The organism is Paenibacillus harenae DSM 16969 (genome assembly GCF_000422465.1).
In the GTDB taxonomy this organism is placed as follows: Bacteria; Bacillota; Bacilli; order Paenibacillales; family Paenibacillaceae; genus Pristimantibacillus; species Pristimantibacillus harenae.
Genome location: NZ_KE383844.1, coordinates 603,539 through 621,139, shown reverse-complemented (window position 1 = coordinate 621,139; position 17,601 = coordinate 603,539). Strand labels below are relative to the sequence as shown.

Genomic DNA, 17,601 nt, shown 5'->3' with positions numbered 1-17,601 from the left:
TTGATACATTATAGCACGATCTATGAAAATTGACTCCACTGCTTGCAAGAATAACGGAATAGGAGGGATGCCGGATGCGGAGAGCGATAAGAAGATTGCTGACGACTCTAGTGATCGTCATCCTTCTGCTTGGCGGCGCAGCCTGGTGGCTGCTGTCGTATATTGCGCCGGACGACCAGTTGGACATGAGCTACGAGCCGATCGACGTCAAAGCGAAAGCCATGGATATGGTCAAAAAACGAAAGCCGGAGCTGGTGCTGACCGAATCGGATATCAATCATTTGATCAAAATGCATCTGCAAGGCAAATATGCCGCTAGCGGGAACGACGGGAATGGGGATGGGGCAATCGAGCTGGCGAAAGATGTCCGGCTGGACGGCGCCCTCTTCGAGCTGGAAGAAGGCAGGCTGGTCGCCCATATGAATGTGACGTACAAGGATAGAATTCCGGCAGTGCTGGATGCGGTATACCGATTGGAGCGGCGGGATTCCAACATTGCGCTGCGGCCGCAATCGCTGTCGGTGAAGGACATCGGGCTCCCCCTTCATTTGCTGGAGACGATGATCATACCGATCGACCTGCCGCTGCAGGATATGGTAAAGGTACGCGATGTACAGTTTCAGAAGGATCAGATTAAGGTATTGTTGAAGCTGGAGCTGGGGCTTTAAGTGAAATGATGTAACGGCCGATCAGAAGCGATATACCCTGATCGGCTGTTTCGTTTATCCTGCGGTGCGCATGCGCAGTACGGAGTTTCACAAGCAGCCGTCACCAGGATGCCAATAAACAGAATAAGGGGATCATTGACAACGTTGTTGATAATGGTTATCATATACATGAAGATGATAATCGTTATCAATTATAATAACGGGAACGCTTGAACGCTTCCCGCAGCGATATTGCATTTGGAGGAGAGAATGTCATGCAGACTGAAGCGAGTAAGCCCTGGAACTGGCTGCTCTTTCCTTTCTCATCGATCAAGGCCGGTTCGGACAGCTTGTTCGCGGCATCGGTCGGTCACGGGGTCTATCAGATCGATACGGAGGGGAAATGGGAGAAGCTTCATTCGGGGCTGCCGGATTGGACGCATGTGAACCGGCTGCAGCTGCAGCACGATTTGCTGCACGCATGCTCGAGCAGCGGCCTATATGAATGGAATGGAGACGTATGGGAAAATGACGGACTGTCTATACCGTGCTACCAGTACCGCAAAATCGGCGGAACCAGCTATGCGGCCACGGAGTACGGCCTCTGGACGAAGGCCGGTCTCAAATGGGAGAAGATGGCCTGCGCGGATAAGCGGGTCTATGACTTTCTGAATCTGCCCCAGTATTTAATTACCGGACACGAGAGCGGTATTTCGCTCTATGACCGTTTCATGGATGAATGGGCTCATTTCGAACTGCAGGCAAGCATAACAAGCCTGGTTGTGTTCAAAGGACATCTTATCGGGTCAAGCGATTCAGGCGAGTTGATTATTGGAGACAAGAAGGGAAGGTTTGACCGGATCCGTTTCGGCAGACCGTTTATTTTCTCCGTGCAGGCCAAGGGCAAAGACGTATTCGCTTGTACCGATAGAGGACTGTTCCAGTTTGCGATCCTTTGCAATCAGGTGACTCTTCTGCCTGTCAAGCTCGGCTGTCCGGTGACGGATGTCGATATGCAAGGCGAGAGCATCCATATGGCGACGTTATTCAATGGAATCCAATCGTTAAACGTATAGCATGCTACGTGCTGAGGATAAAAGAATGGGGAAGCGGAGGAATGACGGGTGCCGAGAATACTGGTCGTTTATGCGAGTATGACGGGAAATACGGAGGAAATGGCCGAGGCGATCGCCGAGGGCGCAAAGGAAGCGGGCGCAGAGGTCGTAGCCAAGGAAGCGTTCGATGCGAGCGCGGCCGAGCTCAACGATTATGAAGGGATCATCATTGGCGCCTATACCTGGGGGGACGGGGATCTTCCGGATGAGTTTACGGATTTTTACGAAGAAATGGACACACTCGATCTGTCCGGCAAGAAGGCGGCGGTCTTCGGCTCTGGCGACACATCCTATCCCATCTATTGCGGCGCGGTAGATACAATCGAAATGAAGCTGCGGAAGCTGGGCGCCGACATCGCGGGCGAAAGCATTAAATTCGAATATAATCCGACGGAGACGGAGAAAGAGCAGGGCAGAAGCCTGGGCAGACGGGTAGCAAGCCTAGCGGCGGCGGGATAGAGTAAAGACCCGTATGTGGAGGTCATTGAATGATTGATGTCACAAGCAGAGACGTTGGGGGTCGTTGAATGATTGATGTCACAAGCAGAGACGTTGGCGATCGTCCTTCCGAGGACGCAACCGTTTCGCGGTGAAATATAAGCCTAGTAGACCGATTCTGAATTTACGCAAGTATAAGACCAAACTGTAACGGACGCGAGAGCCGTTAATTCAAAGAAAACCATGGATATCGAAATCTAACGGAGGTCCAAAGAAAATAAAGTATTAGACTGGGTTGGTTGATTTGACGCTGTTTCAGAGTTTGAAAAATATCAGGTATTGAAAAATAAGTTTTAGACTGACCCAAATATTTTCACCGGCGGCAGCTCTGAACGAGAAAATAAAGTATTAGACTGCCGCCGCTTTGTTGAACTAACGTTCTCCGTTAGCTCAATTTCAAACAGTATATGGGTTCATCATGGAAACCTTTTTCAATTTCACCTGCTCATTTTGTTCGCTCTACAGAATACAGAAAAAATTCCATATCTATATTCCTAAAATTCTTAGTATCTTTATCAATAATATTCATACCGTTTCGAACAGCAACTTTTTGAGCGGCTATATTTGTGTCCCTAATAATAGAATAAACCCTATTTGCATTAAGAACTGAAAAAGCGTATTCCTTGCAAGCAATTGCCGCTTCTGTTGCGTAACCTTTGTGCCAATACGCTTTTTGAAACAAAAATCCTATTTCCAAAATTTCTTTTTCTCTCCAGCCTTGCATTGTCAAGCCACATTGACCAATCATTTCGTTTGTTTCTTTTAATACAACAGCCCAAAGTCCAAAACCATATTCTTCATATCTTTTAAGATGTCTGTTAAGCCAATTTTGTGCTTCTTCTAAGTTGAATGCACTTTCATAAGCAGCACGCATTACTTCCTCATCACACAATATTCCGCACAATGCATCATAATCGGACTGCACCATTTCTCTAATTATAAGACGCTTTGTTTCTATCAAATATCTCCCACCTTTCTATTGTATCAATAACCTTTCAAAAATTCCTTATGCTCCCGTTAACCAACGGGCACCAGTTGCCAGTCTATTACTTTATTTTCTAAGTCTACAACTTTATTTTCCTAGTCTAACACTTTATTTTTCAGTCTAATACTTTATTTTCTTCTGACAACGGACGTGAGAGACGCTAATTCAAAGAAAACCACGGATATTGAAATCTAACGGATGTGAGAGCCGTAATTCAAAGAAAACCACGAATATCGAAATCTAACGGACGTGAGCGCCGTTAATTCAAAGAAAACCACAGATATTGAAATCTAACGGACGCGAGAGCCGTTATAACGAAAACCACGGATATCGGAATCTAACGGACGCAAGAGCCGTTATTTCCAATAAATCAATGGGAATATAGTGAAAATCGGCCCCATAAGGCTTCTCATGACCGTTAGATTTTTCAAATGGTTCATTTTGGGATGATAACGCTTCTGACGTCCGTTAAACCGTTAGCCCCGAGATTTACGGAGCAAAACGCGGGTTAGCCGATCGTCCGTAAGAACATTCTTTCCGGAACATTCTACTATATAAGTTGAATTATTGACTTACATCAGCCGTTGTCGCTGCGAGAGCAAATCAATCTTACGATCGCTGTTTCAGCCAAATGGTCTGAATAGGTAAACCCTTGTTAGGTAACCATTTGAACTGCAAAAAGCGACCACTTCGTTTCTCCGGAACGATTTGCTCTCTCCTCTCCACGCTTTCGTTTCTTTCGTTCAACTTATATCGTTATAAGTGCTAAATTTATAAATTCATCTATTTTAATAAAGGTACATTCTCTCATTTCAGAGTAGAGTGTACCTTTTTCTATTAAAAAAGAGACAAACCGTTTAAAAGCGGGATGAGAAGCCGTCTTTTTTGTTTTATTGTAGACAAACGAAACAGATTTCAAGTAACATGGTCTGTAGTCATTTTTTGCATATTTACACAGGGGAAGTTTCACGCGTTTACACAATTAAGAAATGATTGCAAAACGGTTTTTGCTTAACGCCGGGCATCACAGAATCGTATTCTGCGTAACTCCGGCTTGCGGTTCGTGCGTTTCATCATCCGTTTTGAATGGGGAGAGATCAGGTTGTCAGAGGAATTATTGCTAACGTTCCGTTCGCCGCCTTTGCCGTTTTTTATAGAATCTAATCGTTTAACCTACCGAGCCGGCGAAGAGCATCCGAACCGGACGAATCTGGGCGTATTTGATCTGCTGTTCGTGAACAAGGGGGCGCTGCACGTCGCGGAGGAGAACCGCAGATGGACGCTCGAACCGGGTGACGTTCTCATCCTGCGGCCGGACCGGTGGCATTATTCCACGAAGCCGTGCGAGGAGGAGACCGTGTTCGATTGGATTCACTTCCAGACGGTCGGCGCTTGGGAGGAAACCGAAGGCAGTCAGACCGGCTCGCTGCGCGGCGACTACTATACCTATGCGATCCGCCTGCCCAAAAAAATGAAGCTGACCTACCCGGACGAGGCGAAGCATATCTTCTCGCAGCTGCACGAAGCGGCCAAAAGCTCGTCGCACGGCGCTTTCTGGGAACGGCAGCAGCGGTTCCTGCATTTGCTGCAAATGCTCGACGAAGGCTGGCGGTCGGATGCGGCGAAAGCCGCCGTATCGGTAGCGGAGCGCGCCGCCGCTTATTTGAAGCTGAATTACCGCAGCCCGATCAGCAATACGATGCTGAGCGATGTGCTTCAGCTGCATACGAATTACATTACGCGCTGCATGACAGAGGTGTTCGACTGCACGCCGCAGCAATATTTGCTCTATTACAGGCTGGACCAGGCGAAGCTGCTGCTTATCAAGACCGACTGGACGATCGCGCGAGTCGCGGAGGAGACGGGCTTCCGGCAGACGCCGCATTTCTCGCGGCTGTTCGCTTCGCATACGGGGATGCCGCCGCTCAAGTTCCGGAAGCGGTTTACGATGTAAGACGAAGTCTGTATCAGATAATCAGGCAGATAGATCGTTCGCCTGAGAAGATTTGGCTTTCCATGCATAGTATGACTGCTTTTAACAAAAACTGGTTCAAACAACGTGAAAAGGGTGGTCGCGATGATTGAACGTTTTTCGTTAACGGCAGAAATTGGCGATATGGTGGAAATGTTTCAGGTCAAAAAGGTAATTCGGGGGTATACGAACCGGTTCAACGTGGTGCCGACGCAAACGGTATCGATCGTCATGAACGACCGGTTCGATCAGCGGACGCTGCAGGAATCGAGATGGGGGCTGTTCCCTTTCTGGGCGAAGGATTCCGTTAATGCGGATCATTTGACCCTATCGGAAAAGCCTTATTTGGATCGGATGCTGCGGAGGCAGCGCTGTGTCCTGCCGTGCAGCGGTTTTTTTGGGCAGAAGCAATTCGGGAAGGAACGCGATCCGCGCGCGATGCATATCGTGATCCCGAACCAGCCGCTGCTCGGCATCGCGGGTGTGTACGATTGTTGGAAAAACGTGAATGGCCAGGAGGTAAGGGCCTTCACGATGATTACGGCAGCCTCGTCCGGCGCGATGTCGGTATGGCAGCCTCGGGTACCGGTTATTTTGGATGAGGAAGGCATGGAGGATTGGCTTAACCCGCGCATAACGGAATTCAGCAGCCTGCGCAAGCATCTGGAGGCTATGGATTCGTATCTCATGCGGGCGTATCCCGTTACCAATGCGGTGCGTGACGAGACCTACGAGTCGCCGGACTGCATCAGGGAAATTCGCCCGGATTACGCTTGATTGTGGCGGGGCGGGGATAAGGACAAGCTCTCGATATTGAGCGGCTCGGCGTTCTTCTGCGGGGAATAACGGTGTTACGGCGTTAATCGTGCAGTAGAACGAAGGAATTAGCGGTAAAAAAGGGGCGTTCCCCCTCCATTTGTCCCTGTTGAGGCAGATGGGGGGAACGCCCTTTTTCCGTTTTACACTTTAGCAGCTTATCGCTTAAAGTCAGTTGCTTGTTGAAACAAACGGGATAGAGATGTAATTTGGAATGGGATGTTCATAACCGCTGGGATCAGGAGCGGACGCGCTGAAGCTCGGCGGTCAGCAGCGGCACTGCCTCGAACAAGTCGCCGACAATACCGTAATCGGCGACGCCGAAGATCGGCGCGTCGGGATCTTTGTTGATGGCGACGATGACGCGGGACTGGCTCATCCCGGCCAAATGCTGGATGGCGCCGCTGATGCCGCAGGCGATATAGAGCTGCGGCGTGACAACCTTGCCGGTTTGCCCGATCTGCAGGGCATAATCGCAATAGCCTGCGTCGCAGGCGCCGCGGGAGGCCCCGACCGCGCCGCCCAGCGCGGCCGCGAGCGCTTGCAGCGGCTCGAAGCCCGCTGCGCTGCGCACGCCCCTGCCGCCGGAAACGACAACGTCGGCTTCGGCGAGATCGAGCTGGCCGCCGGTGCGGCGCACCAGGCTGCGCACGGCGGTGTACAGCGGCGGCACCGTGAACGGCAGAGCCTGAACGGTGCCCTTGCGTTCGGCGGCTTCGACGGGCTCCGCCGCCGGCAGGTTGTTCGGGCGCACCGTAATCACCCACGGTGCGCCCGGCGTAAAGCTGCGCCGCTCGAACGCCTTGCCGGCGAAGAGCGGGCGGATGAAGCCGACGTCGCCGCCATCGTCAGAAGCTTCGATGGCGGTGACGTCGGCGATGTGGCCGGCGCCATGGGCCGCGGCCACTCGGGGCGCGAGCTCGCGCCCCATAGCGGTGTGGCCGAGCAATAGCGCGTCCGGCCGCACCGCGTCCATGGCTGCGCCGAGGGCGGCGATGCACGCCTCGGGCGCATAGGCGCGGAGGGAAGGATCGTCGGCGATATGCACGACGTCCGCCCCCCGCGCAAGCAGCGCGGCGGCTTCTTCCGCCGCGCCGCCGGAGCAGGCAAGGACGGCATGGACAGCGCCGTCCTTGCCTGCGAGCCGCCGCGCAGCGCCGAGCGCTTCCAGCGCGACGCGGCGGAGGGCGCCGTCCCGGCTCTCGGCAAACACGAGTATAGTTTTAGGCATATGTTGCAGCTCCTCTCCTGTAACAGTTAAGCACGCTAAATGTAAATCATCTGAAACTAACTTATTGAACAGCAGAGTAGACGAAGGGTGCAGGGTAGTAAGACAGCGAGCCCTTCAACGTAATACCCCCATTCTGCTGTACAAACTGCAACATAGAAGAGGATGGGGGAAGGACAGGAATCAGTTGTCCCCCTAGCTCTCCTCCTACAAAAGCTTAGCTTCCGACTGAAGCAGCGAAACAAGTGACCTACAAAAGCTTAGCTTCCGACTGAAGCAGCGAAACAAGTGACGCCGCTTGCTCGGCGGGCGAGCCGGGAATGCGTTTGCCGGCTGCGCGGGGCGGAGGCGGGAGCAACTGCGTGCGCACGGTGCGCGGAGCAGCGGCCGCGAGGCTTGCTTCCTCTGGAAGCTCCTGCACCGTCAACGTCCTTAGCGGCTTGCGCTTTGCCTTCATAATGTTCGGCAGCGACGGGTAACGCGGCTCGTTCAGCCCCTGCTGCGCGGTGATGAGCGCAGGCAGCGGGATAGCCACGGTTTCCGTATCGCCTTCCACATCACGCTCTACTAACGCGTATCGTTCCGCATTTTGTCCCGTTGCCGGACCGGTTTCACCTGCTGCAGGCAGCGCCATAAGCTCTGCAGCCGTCAAAATGTCCACCTTCACCGCCGACGATGCGTGCGGCAGCCCCAGGCGCTCCGCCGCTTGGAGCGCAACGCTTCCCGAGCCGCTGTCGACCGCGAATAAACCGGCCAGCAGCAAATCGGGCTTCAACGGTTCGATGACGGCGGCTAACGCGGCAGCGACAGAGGCGCTGTCATCGGACAGCTTGCCGCTGTCCAGCCGGACTGCCTCATCCGCTCCGATCGCAAGCGCGGTGCGAAGCGCATCCTGCGAGCGTTCGGGACCGCAGGTGACGGCGATGACCTGTCCGCCGTGTTTCTCCCGCTGCCGGATTGCCTCCTCTAACGCATATTCGTCGTAAGGGTTGATGACGAACTTGGCGTCGCGTTCATCTACGCCCTCCGGCGTCACGACGATTTTCTCCTCGGTATCAAACGTTTGCTTGAGAAGCACCACGATTTTCAGCATAGAAGCTCCCTCACTTATTCCGGTATTTTGAAATGCCTCACACAACTGTCCATCAGTGCTACGATATGTGGCAGCCCGGCCGAATAGACCGTCCGCTTTCACCGGGAGGGCGGCATGTTCGCGATCAAAAGGTCATATATATGAGCACCGCGGCTATTTTTGTAAGCGCTTCAATGCTTGTCCGAATACTTCGCGCATAGGTGTTGGTTACACAGACCGGCATATAAGGGGGCGGGGCATATGGCAACGGCTTGGTCTTTTTTGACGCCAGGGCAGATGATGGTTTGGGGAAAATGGTTGTTGTTCGCTGCTGTCGTTACGCTTGCGATTTGGATGTTCGTGACGGTAGTGCTGAGGCGTGTCTCGTATATTCGGCTGGGAGTACCGTCCGTATTTGCGCGGTATAAACGGAGGAACGGAAGCCAAAGCAGCTTCGGCGCCCAAGTCTTCGGACATCGCAGGCTTCTGAACGATATTCGAAGCGGCATTATGCATTTGGTTTATTTTTACGGATTCATTGTGCTTCAGTTCGGTGCGGCGGACCTGATCTGGAAAGGGCTGAACCAGGGCACACCGCTGCCGCTCCCTTATTACGGCTGGTTTGCCTGGACGCAGGAGATCACGGTGGCGCTGGTGCTGACGGCAGTTCTGTACGGGGCATTCCGCCGCTATGGAGAGCGGCTTCCCCGGCTGAAGCGAGGCTGGAAGCCTTCGCTCGTGATGTGGTTTATCGGCTCGTTGATGTTCACTGTTCTGTTCAGCTTGGCGTTCGAGCGGCTGGCGGCGGAGCCGGGCTCCGGCCACACAGTAGCGTCAAAATACGCGCCGATAAGCGAACCGCTTGCGGAGCTGCTTCACTCGGCCGGGGTTCAGCCGCAAAGCTGGACGGCGAGCTTCGGTACGGAATTGTTCTGGTGGCTGCATCTTCTGGTGCTGCTTAGCTTCCTGATTTACGTGCCGCAGTCGAAGCATTTTCATCTGCTGACCGCCCCGGTCAATTTATGGTTTCGGCGCAGCGCGCCTCCCGGCCGGCTTACTCCGCTTAATCTGGAGGATGAGGAGGCGGAGTCGTTTGGCGCGGGGAAGGTGGAGCATTTTACGCAAAAGCAGATGCTCGACTTGTATGCGTGCGTCGAATGCGGTCGCTGTACGAATGTGTGTCCGGCCGCCAGCACCGGAAAGCTGCTATCGCCGATGCATTTGATCGTCAAGCTGCGGGACCATCTGACCGAAAAAGGCGCGGCCATTACATCGAAGTCGCCGTGGCTTCCCGCCAGCCTGTGGCAGTCGAGAGACCGCGAGCCCTATGCTCATGTGATGGGGGCTGTTCTGCCTGCATGGGAGTCATCGGCCGAAGGGGGGACGACGATTGCGCCGACGATGGCCGCTCAATCGGGGGCATGGAACAAGCGGGAAGGCGCGAAGCCCGAGGAGATCGAGATGGTCGGCGAGGTCATAACGGAGGAGGAGCTTTGGGCGTGCACCACCTGCCGCAATTGCGAGGAGCAGTGTCCTGTCGGCAATGAGCACGTGGATAAAATCATTGATATGCGCCGGTATCTTGTGCTCATGGAGGGCAAGCTGCCACCCGACGGACAACGCGCTCTTCAAAACATCGAGCGCCAAAGCAATCCGTGGGGATTGCCCCGAGCCGAACGCGCCGCCTGGATAACCGAGTGCGAAAGCCGTACCGGCATCCGGGTGGAAACCATGCAGGAGCTGAAGCGGCAGGGGCGGCAAGCGGATGTTTTGCTGTGGGCGGGCTCTATGGGCTCTTACGATATGCGAAGCCGCCGCGTTCTGTACGATGTGGTGCGGCTGCTTGACCGTGCGGGCGTCAGCTTTGCCGCTTTGGGCTTGGAGGAGCGAAGCTCGGGCGATACGGCTAGGCGGATCGGGAACGAATTGCTGTTTCAAGAGCTTTGCCGCGAAAACATCGAAATGCTGGAGAAGTACGGCGTCAAGCGGATTGTTACCGCCTGTCCTCATACGTATAACACGTTCAAAAACGAATATCCCGACTTCGGCTTAAGCGGGGATGTGGTCGTGGAGCACCATACCGAGCTGCTGGCCCGCCTGCTGGTGGAGGGTGCGCTCCGACCGGTTCACGCGGTTGATGAGCGCGTTACCGTTCACGATTCGTGCTACCTCGGCCGTTATAACGATACCTATGAAGCGCCGCGCAGCCTGCTTCGCGCGATTCCGGGCGTCACCATTGAGGAAATGGAGCGTTCGCGTTCGAACGGGATGTGCTGCGGCGCGGGCGGAGGCCTCATGTGGATGGAGGAGCACTCGGGAACGCGCGTTAATCATGCCCGAACCGCGCAGGCGCTCGAGGTGAAGCCGTCGGTGATCAGCTCGGCGTGCCCTTATTGCCTGACGATGATGGAGGATGGCTTAAAAGCGCTGTCGGCGGACGAGAGGGTGATCGCGCGCGATGTGGCGGAGCTGCTGGCGGAGAGTGTTTTTGGCGAGTAATAGGGTGAAAGAACAAAATGAACGGCACAATTACCCTTGATTCGCCGAACATCCGCAATACGAGCCAAATGAACGGCATTAATACCTTTGATTTGCATAATGTCCGCTAAACGAGTGAAATGAACGGCACTTTTACCTTTGACTCGCAGAAACGTCCGCTAAACGTGGTGCAGAAATGCACCTGAATAGCGCGACCGGGAAGCGAAGCGTGAAATGAGGTGCAGAAATGCACCTGAATAGCGAATAGGGTAAGCGAAGCGTGAAATGTGGTGCAGAAATGCACCTGAATAGCGAATAGGGTGAGCGAAGCATGAAATGAGGTGCAGAAATGCACCTGAAACGCGCGGCCGGTGAGCGAAGCGCGGTTCTTTCGTGATTGATGATTGGTTGGGGACGGTGGTTGGTAACTGCAAGGGACGAAGGTTATTAGAAGTTGGAGTAACTGGTTTTTGTGTTGTTATTTTGTTTGAAGGGCTTCAGAACGCGAAATAAGGGGATCTTTCACCTATGAAACTAATTTTAAGGAGGCTGCCAATGACCAAATTATCATCGATTCGAAATGCAGGCTCGATCCGGAGAGCGGCCGTCATCGGCTCGGGCGTGATGGGGGCGGGCATTGCCGCCCATCTTGCAAATGCAGGCATGCGTGTGCTGCTGCTCGATGTTGTGCCGAGGACATTAACGGCTGAAGAGGAGAAGCAGGGGCTTACCCTCGCCGATGCCAAGGTGCGCAACCGGTTGGCGGGCGCGGCCATAGCGCGTATGGGAAAAGCGCAGCCTGCCCAGCTCTACGATCCTTCCTGGACGAATCGAGTGACGCCCGGCAATCTGACCGATCATGCCGAAGCGCTCGGGGATGTCGATTGGATTGTCGAGGCGGTTGTCGAGCGGCTGGACATTAAACGGGAGGTGTTCGCCGTCATAGACGCCGTCCGGCAGCCGGACACGATTGTGACGACGAATACATCAGGCTTATCGGCGGCGTCCATGACGGAGGAGAGGAGCGAGGGATTCCGGCGGCATTTTGCGGTAACGCATTTTTTTAATCCGCCTCGTTATATGAAGCTGGTGGAGATCGTTCCGACCATGGATACGGCCCCCGAGGCCGTGCACCTGCTGCGCGAGATTTGCGAGAAGCGGCTAGGCAAGGGAGTCGTCATTGCGAAGGATACGCCGAATTTTATCGCCAACCGGATCGGTACCTTCGGCATGCTGGTGACGCTCGAGGATATGCAGCGCTTCGGTCTTACGGTGGAGGAAGCGGATGCGCTCACCGGCCCTGCCATGGGCAGGCCCAAAACGGCGACGTTCCGTATGCTGGATCTGGTCGGACTGGATACGCTGCTGCATGTCGTGGACAATGTGCGGGAGAGGAGCAGCGACCCTGGGGAGCAGGCTGTTTTTGCCAGGCCGGCGCTGCTTGAACGGCTCGTTGCGAGCGGGCGGATGGGCGAAAAATCCGGCGCCGGCTTTTACCGGAAGGTGAAAGGAAAGAGCGGCAGCGAGATTGAGTCGCTTCAGCTGGATACGCTCGAGTACGGTCCGAAGCGGCCTGTCGGCTCCCCGGTTATTGATGCGTCCAAAGCCGCGAAGGGAACGGCAGCGAAGGTAAAGGCGCTGCTCCGCACCGATCCTCGCGACCGATATGCTCAGTTTGCCTGGTCGACGATCAAGAAGACGCTCCTATATTCCGCGGCTCAGGTCGGTATTATCGCCGATTCCATTTCGGACATCGACCGGGCGATGCGTTGGGGTTTTAATTGGGAGCTGGGCCCATTCGAGCTGTGGGATGCGATCGGGCTGGCGCAGTCGGTGCAGCAGATGCGGCAGGAGGGCGATGAGATCCCGGAATGGGTGACAGCTTGGATCGAGGGCGGGCATGAGAGCTTTTACGGCATGGAGGGGGATAAAAGGGTATATGCGGCAGGCGGCTCCTATAGGCTGGAAGTGCCGGAAGCGGACAGTATCTCTCTCGCGGCGCTCAAAGCCTCCGGCAAAACGGTGCTGTCTACGTCAGGAGCGAGCTTAATCGATCTTGGCGATGATGTCGTATGTTTGGAGTTCCATTCTCCGAACAATGCGATCGGCGGTGATATTTTATCGGCCATCCGGCAAAGCGTGAAGGAGGTGGAGCAAAATTGGCGGGGACTCGTGCTTGCGAACGAGGGCCGTAATTTTTGCGTCGGCGCGAATCTGATGCTGCTTCTGATGGAGGCTCAGAGCGGAGAATGGGAGGAAGTCGAGGATATAATCCGCTTCTTCCAGAGCAGCATGCTGGAGCTGAAGCGGCTTGAACGTCCGGTTGTCGCGGCTCCGCACCGGATGACGCTTGGCGGGGGAGTGGAAGCTTGCTTGCCTGCGGATCGGATTATTTTCTCGCCGGAGACTTATTTTGGATTGGTAGAGACGGGGGTAGGCCTTATTCCTGCAGGCGGGGGCTGTAAGGAGGCAGCTGCGATGGCAGCCGAACGGGCGCATACTCCGGGAAGCGGCAAGCAGATGGGAGATTTGCAGCCATACTTAAATGCGCTGTTCGAGACGATCGCGCTGGCAAAAGCGTCCTCAAGCGGCCACGAGGTTAACCGTTTGGGCCTGATGCGGCCGCAGGATCGCGTGATCATGCGGCAGGAGTCGCGCATCGCCGAAGCGAAGCGGGCGGTGCTGGAGCTGGACCGGGCGGGCTATACGCCGCCTGTGGAGAAACGCATTCGCGTTGCCGGGCGCGAGGGCAAGGCAGTGCTCAAGGTTGCGGTGCAGGCGATGCGGCTAAGCGGCCATATCAGCGAGCATGACGCGTTAATCGCCGGCAAGCTGGCGCATGTGATGGCCGGCGGCGACGTGAAGCCGGGCGCGGAGGTGAGCGAGCAATATTTGCTCGATTTGGAATGCGAAGCATTCCTCAGCTTGTGCGGCGAGCAAAAAACACAGCAGCGCATGAGCCACATGCTGTCCACAGGCAAGCCGCTGCGAAATTAAGCGCAGCGGTAGAGCCGGCAGGTCGCTGCGGATTTAGAGCGACCGTACCCTAGATGGCAGAGTACTCTGCCACACACCTGAAATAGAGGGAATTCTTCCCTCAAAATAGACATATTGTTGCGGATTTACGGCTGTTAGCGGGAAATCCTCCTACTAATTCGGACGGTTTGCGGCCGAAAGTCTAATTTAGCTCGGATGAAGAGGAGATTTTCCCTCTATTCACATTAAAGCTAGAAAACCGCAGGATTAGCGGGAGATTTTCCCTTAATTCGAGCACGCCGCAAGTTGTGCTCGCCGCATGTTGTGCAAGCGAGAAGCGTGCGCCGCACGTGGTTCACCATGCACGTAGGTGCGCCATGCACGAGAACCGTGCGCCGTGCGGCAGAACCATGCGCCGTGCGGCAGAGACACCCTGGCGCACCCGCACATAATCAAAGTATAGGGAGGGAGACGCGATGTCGACATCATCAACACCGTTTACCGAACATGATCGCGATGCTGTAATTGTTGCCGCCGTGCGGACGGCAGTAGGCAAAGCGGCGAAGGGGAGTCTCGCGGAGACAAGGGCGGAGGATCTCGGACGCGCCGTATTGCAGGGCGCGCTCGAACGGCTGCCCGGCTTGTCGCCGGACCAGGTCGAAGATGTGATCATCGGCTGCGCCATGCCGGAGGGCGAGCAGGGGCTGAACTTTGCCCGAACGATCTCGCTTTATGCAGGATTGCCGGTGACAACGCCGGCCGTCACGATTAACCGATTCTGCGCTTCAGGTCTGCAGGCGATCGCCTACGCGGCTGAGCGTATCCGGCTTGGCGAGGCGGATATTATTGCGGCGGGTGGCGTTGAGAGCATGAGTCATGTGCCGATGACCGGCTTCAAGCTGTCGCCGCATCCGGCCATTGTCGACGCGAAGCCCGAGGTTTATATGGGTATGGGGCATACCGCCGAGGAGGTGGCAAGGCGCTATGGCGTGACGCGGGAGATGCAGGATGCTTTTGCGGCATCGAGCCATCGCAAGGCGGCCGAGGCCATTGAAGCAGGCCGCTTCCGGGAGGAGATTGTGCCGCTTACGGTCAGCAGATCGGGCGTAAATGATGCGGGGCGTCCTTGGGAGAAGGTGTTTACCTTCGATACGGATGAAGGCGTCCGCCCGGAAACATCGATGCAGACGTTGGCGCCGCTAAAACCTTCATTCGCCCGCGAAGGAACCGTTACGGCAGGCAACAGCTCGCAGATGAGCGACGGTGCGGCAGCCGTCATCATCATGAGCCGCGCCCGGGCGGCGGAGCTCGGGCTTAAGCCGCTGGCGGCGTTCCGCAGCTATAGCGTAGCAGGGGTTGCGCCCGAGGTGATGGGCATCGGTCCGATCGAGGCGGTGCCGAAGGCGCTGAAGAAGGCGGGGATTACACTCGAGCAGGTCGATCTATTTGAGTTGAACGAAGCCTTCGCCGCGCAATGCGTGCCGATTATCGACCAGCTGGGCATCGATCCGGAGCGGGTGAATGTGAACGGCGGGGCGATTGCACTCGGCCATCCGCTTGGCTGTACGGGAACGAAGCTGTCCGTATCGCTTATACATGAGCTAGGCCGGCGGGGCGGCGGGATCGGCATAGTAACAATGTGCGTGGGCGGCGGAATGGGAGCGGCTGGCGTGTTGGAAGTGTATGGCTCGTAGAAACCGACGGAATAGGACGTTTCGCGTGTTGGAAGTGTAAAGATCGTAGAAACCGGCGGACGCGGGAACCGGACCCCGACGCTGGAGGGGTGGAAGGCTTGAAGTAACTTTGTATAAGACCCAGCAGGTGGTACTTAGAATGGGTTGATAAGCCGTGACCGGAGAAACGGGCTATGTGAAAGGTGTATATGGTTTGTATTTGGTGTGTATATGAGGTGTATATATTTCGAAAAGGGCCGCTGATAAGAGAACGGGATTGAAGCGTGTTATAGGTTTATGTTCCCGAATGGAAAATGGTTGATCAGTTGAAATGAATGGATCGAAAGGAGTGCAGCGGCATGACGGAGACGATACGTTTTGGCGGCCGGTTTGTCGTGGAGGACAGTGTGCCGGAGTCGGTCGTGACGCCCGAGGACTTCACGGAAGAGCAGCGGATGATGGCGGAGGCTGCGCAGCAGTTCCTGGAAGCGGAAATTATTCCGCGCGACGCGGAGCTGGAGGCTCTGAATTATGACCTTACGGTAGAGCTTATGCGCAAGGCAGGCGAGCTCGGCCTGCTCGGAGCGGATGTGCCCGAGGCCTACGGCGGGCTTGGGCTCGATAAAGTAAGCACGACGCTGCTGGCGGAGACGATGTCACGTGCGTCGTCGTTCGCGCTTTCGGTCGGGGCGCATACGGGGATCGGCACGCTTCCGATCGTATTTTTCGGCACACCCGCGCAGAAGCGGGCCTATTTGCCGGACCTGGCATCAGGCAAGAGAATTGCGGCATATTGCTTGACGGAGCCGGCTTCCGGCTCGGATGCGCTCGGCGCGAAAACGACGGCGAGGCTGTCCCCGGACGGCAAGCATTTTGTACTGAACGGCTCGAAGCTGTATATCACGAACGCCGGTTTCGCTGATCTGTTCATCGTGTACGCGAAGGTGGACGGGGAGTATTTCACCGCTTTTATTGTCGAGAGAGGGATGCCTGGATTCAGCATCGGGCCGGAGGAGCATAAGATGGGCATCAAGGGCTCCTCGACGCGCCCGTTATTTTTTGAAGATGTGAAGGTTCCGGTTGAAAATGTGCTTGGCGAGATCGGCAAAGGACACCATATCGCTTTTAATATTTTGAATATCGGCCGCTTCAAGCTGGGGGCCGGATGCCTCGGGTCCGCAAAAGAAACGATCGAGCTGGCTTCGTCTTACGCGAATACCCGCAAGCAGTTCGGGCGCGCGATTTCCTCCTATCCGCTCATTGGCGCCAAGCTGGCCGATATGAATATCCGCACGTTCGTGCTGGAGAGCATCTTATACCGTACGGCGGGCTGGATCGATGCGATGCTGAAGAGTACGGAGGCGGAAGGCGCGGCGAATGACGGCATGCAGGTGGCGAAGGCGATCGGGGAGTATGCGCTGGAGTGCTCCATCGTAAAAGTTTTTGCCTCCGAAGCGCTTGATTTTGTAGCGGATGAAGGGGTGCAAATTCACGGCGGGTACGGCTATATCCGCGAGTACAAGGTGGAGCGGATTTACCGGGATTCACGGATTAACCGTATTTTTGAAGGGACGAATGAAATTAACCGCATGCTCATTCCCGGCACCTTGATGAAAAAAGCGCTCAAAGGCGAGCTGCCGCTCTTGCGTAAAGTGAAGGCGCTGCAAGCCGAACTGATGCAGCCGATGCCGCTTCCACCGTTCGATCAACCGCTCAGCAAGGAAGCGTTCAGGGTCGGCCAAGCGAAAAAAGCATTTCTCGCCGTTGGCGGCCTTGCGGTCCAAAAGCTAGGAACAAGGCTTGAAGAGGAGCAGGAGGTTTTGTGCGCTTTAGCCGATTTGATGATTCAGATTTTTGCAATGGAGAGCGCGCTGCTGAGGACGCAAAAAATAACGAAAGGAGCATCAGCCGACAAAACAGAGCATGCGGTCGCCATGACGACCGTATTCGTACAGGAAGCGATGGAGCGGGTTGAATCGCTGGCTAAGCTGGCGCTTACCGCTTTGGAGCAGGGAGACGGGCTGCAAATGCAGCTGTCCGTGTTGAAGAAGCTCATGCGGGCGCCGCTTGCCGATACGGTAGCCTTGAAGCGCAAGATTGCATCACGCGTCATTCGAAGCGAGCATTATGTCGTGTGAAAG

At 55.3% G+C, this 17,601-nt stretch carries 12 protein-coding genes; 9 read left to right on the top strand and 3 right to left on the bottom strand.

The window, feature by feature from the left end; genetic code table 11:
• Positions 1-74: 74 nt before the first annotated feature.
• The 3 genes from H581_RS0126990 (at position 75) to H581_RS0126980 (ending at position 2,221) form a co-directional block, all read left to right on the top strand.
• Positions 75-668, top strand: coding sequence for a hypothetical protein (locus H581_RS0126990; protein ID WP_028612724.1), 594 nt, complete (start codon positions 75-77; stop codon positions 666-668).
• Between the two features lie 254 nt (positions 669-922).
• Complete coding sequence (locus H581_RS0126985) at positions 923-1,723, top strand: hypothetical protein (RefSeq protein WP_036720127.1); 801 nt, start codon at positions 923-925, stop codon at positions 1,721-1,723.
• A 48-nt stretch (positions 1,724-1,771) separates the two neighbouring features.
• Positions 1,772-2,221, top strand: coding sequence for a flavodoxin (locus tag H581_RS0126980; RefSeq protein WP_028612722.1), 450 nt, complete (start codon positions 1,772-1,774; stop codon positions 2,219-2,221).
• 484 nt (positions 2,222-2,705) lie between these two features.
• Here the strand turns inward: H581_RS0126980 and H581_RS0126975 are convergent, their stop codons facing one another.
• Entirely contained in the window at positions 2,706-3,221 is a 516-nt protein-coding gene (locus tag H581_RS0126975) for a GNAT family N-acetyltransferase (RefSeq protein ID WP_028612721.1), read from the bottom strand.
• A 1,126-nt stretch (positions 3,222-4,347) separates the two neighbouring features.
• Here H581_RS0126975 and H581_RS0126970 point away from each other — a divergent pair.
• Together H581_RS0126970 and H581_RS0126965 are read left to right on the top strand one after the other, a co-directional pair.
• On the top strand, positions 4,348-5,199 hold the full coding sequence (locus H581_RS0126970) for an AraC family transcriptional regulator (protein ID WP_028612720.1): 852 nt from the start codon (positions 4,348-4,350) through the stop codon (positions 5,197-5,199).
• Between the two features lie 123 nt (positions 5,200-5,322).
• Positions 5,323-5,994, top strand: coding sequence for an SOS response-associated peptidase (locus tag H581_RS0126965; RefSeq protein WP_028612719.1), 672 nt, complete (start codon positions 5,323-5,325; stop codon positions 5,992-5,994).
• 277 nt (positions 5,995-6,271) lie between these two features.
• Here the strand turns inward: H581_RS0126965 and H581_RS0126960 are convergent, their stop codons facing one another.
• Together H581_RS0126960 and H581_RS0126955 are read right to left on the bottom strand one after the other, a co-directional pair.
• Positions 6,272-7,264 carry an electron transfer flavoprotein subunit alpha/FixB family protein gene (locus H581_RS0126960; RefSeq protein WP_028612718.1) on the bottom strand — a complete coding sequence of 331 codons (993 nt, stop codon included), beginning with the start codon at positions 7,262-7,264 and terminating at the stop codon, positions 6,272-6,274.
• A gap of 247 nt (positions 7,265-7,511) precedes the next feature.
• A complete protein-coding gene (locus tag H581_RS0126955; RefSeq protein ID WP_028612717.1) occupies positions 7,512-8,351 on the bottom strand; it encodes an electron transfer flavoprotein subunit beta/FixA family protein in 840 nt (279 codons plus the stop codon).
• 243 nt (positions 8,352-8,594) lie between these two features.
• Here H581_RS0126955 and H581_RS0126950 point away from each other — a divergent pair, with 243 nt between their 5' ends.
• The 4 genes from H581_RS0126950 to H581_RS0126930 all read left to right on the top strand — a co-directional run bounded on the left by H581_RS0126950 (position 8,595) and on the right by H581_RS0126930 (position 17,598).
• Positions 8,595-10,832 carry a heterodisulfide reductase-related iron-sulfur binding cluster gene (locus tag H581_RS0126950; RefSeq protein WP_425414650.1) on the top strand — a complete coding sequence of 746 codons (2,238 nt, stop codon included), beginning with the start codon at positions 8,595-8,597 and terminating at the stop codon, positions 10,830-10,832.
• A gap of 534 nt (positions 10,833-11,366) precedes the next feature.
• Entirely contained in the window at positions 11,367-13,808 is a 2,442-nt protein-coding gene (locus H581_RS0126940; RefSeq protein WP_051251398.1) for a 3-hydroxyacyl-CoA dehydrogenase/enoyl-CoA hydratase family protein, read from the top strand.
• Between the two features lie 455 nt (positions 13,809-14,263).
• On the top strand, positions 14,264-15,481 hold the full coding sequence (locus H581_RS0126935) for an acetyl-CoA C-acyltransferase (RefSeq protein ID WP_051251397.1): 1,218 nt from the start codon (positions 14,264-14,266) through the stop codon (positions 15,479-15,481).
• Positions 15,482-15,819: 338 nt separating this feature from the next.
• Positions 15,820-17,598, top strand: coding sequence for an acyl-CoA dehydrogenase family protein (locus H581_RS0126930; RefSeq protein WP_028612713.1), 1,779 nt, complete (start codon positions 15,820-15,822; stop codon positions 17,596-17,598).
• Positions 17,599-17,601 lie beyond the last annotated feature (3 nt).

Excerpts from the sequence above, each read along its gene's own strand:
- H581_RS0126960 (WP_028612718.1), bottom strand. The coding sequence starts at position 7,264 with ATGCCTAAAACTATACTCGTGTTTGCCGAGAGCCGGGACGGCGCCCTC.
- H581_RS0126950 (WP_425414650.1), top strand. The coding sequence starts at position 8,595 with ATGGCAACGGCTTGGTCTTTTTTGACGCCAGGGCAGATGATGGTTTGG.
- H581_RS0126965 (WP_028612719.1), top strand. The coding sequence starts at position 5,323 with ATGATTGAACGTTTTTCGTTAACGGCAGAAATTGGCGATATGGTGGAA.
- H581_RS0126940 (WP_051251398.1), top strand. The coding sequence starts at position 11,367 with ATGACCAAATTATCATCGATTCGAAATGCAGGCTCGATCCGGAGAGCG.
- H581_RS0126985 (WP_036720127.1), top strand. The coding sequence starts at position 923 with ATGCAGACTGAAGCGAGTAAGCCCTGGAACTGGCTGCTCTTTCCTTTC.
- H581_RS0126990 (WP_028612724.1), top strand. The coding sequence starts at position 75 with ATGCGGAGAGCGATAAGAAGATTGCTGACGACTCTAGTGATCGTCATC.
- H581_RS0126935 (WP_051251397.1), top strand. The coding sequence starts at position 14,264 with ATGTCGACATCATCAACACCGTTTACCGAACATGATCGCGATGCTGTA.
- H581_RS0126930 (WP_028612713.1), top strand. The coding sequence starts at position 15,820 with ATGACGGAGACGATACGTTTTGGCGGCCGGTTTGTCGTGGAGGACAGT.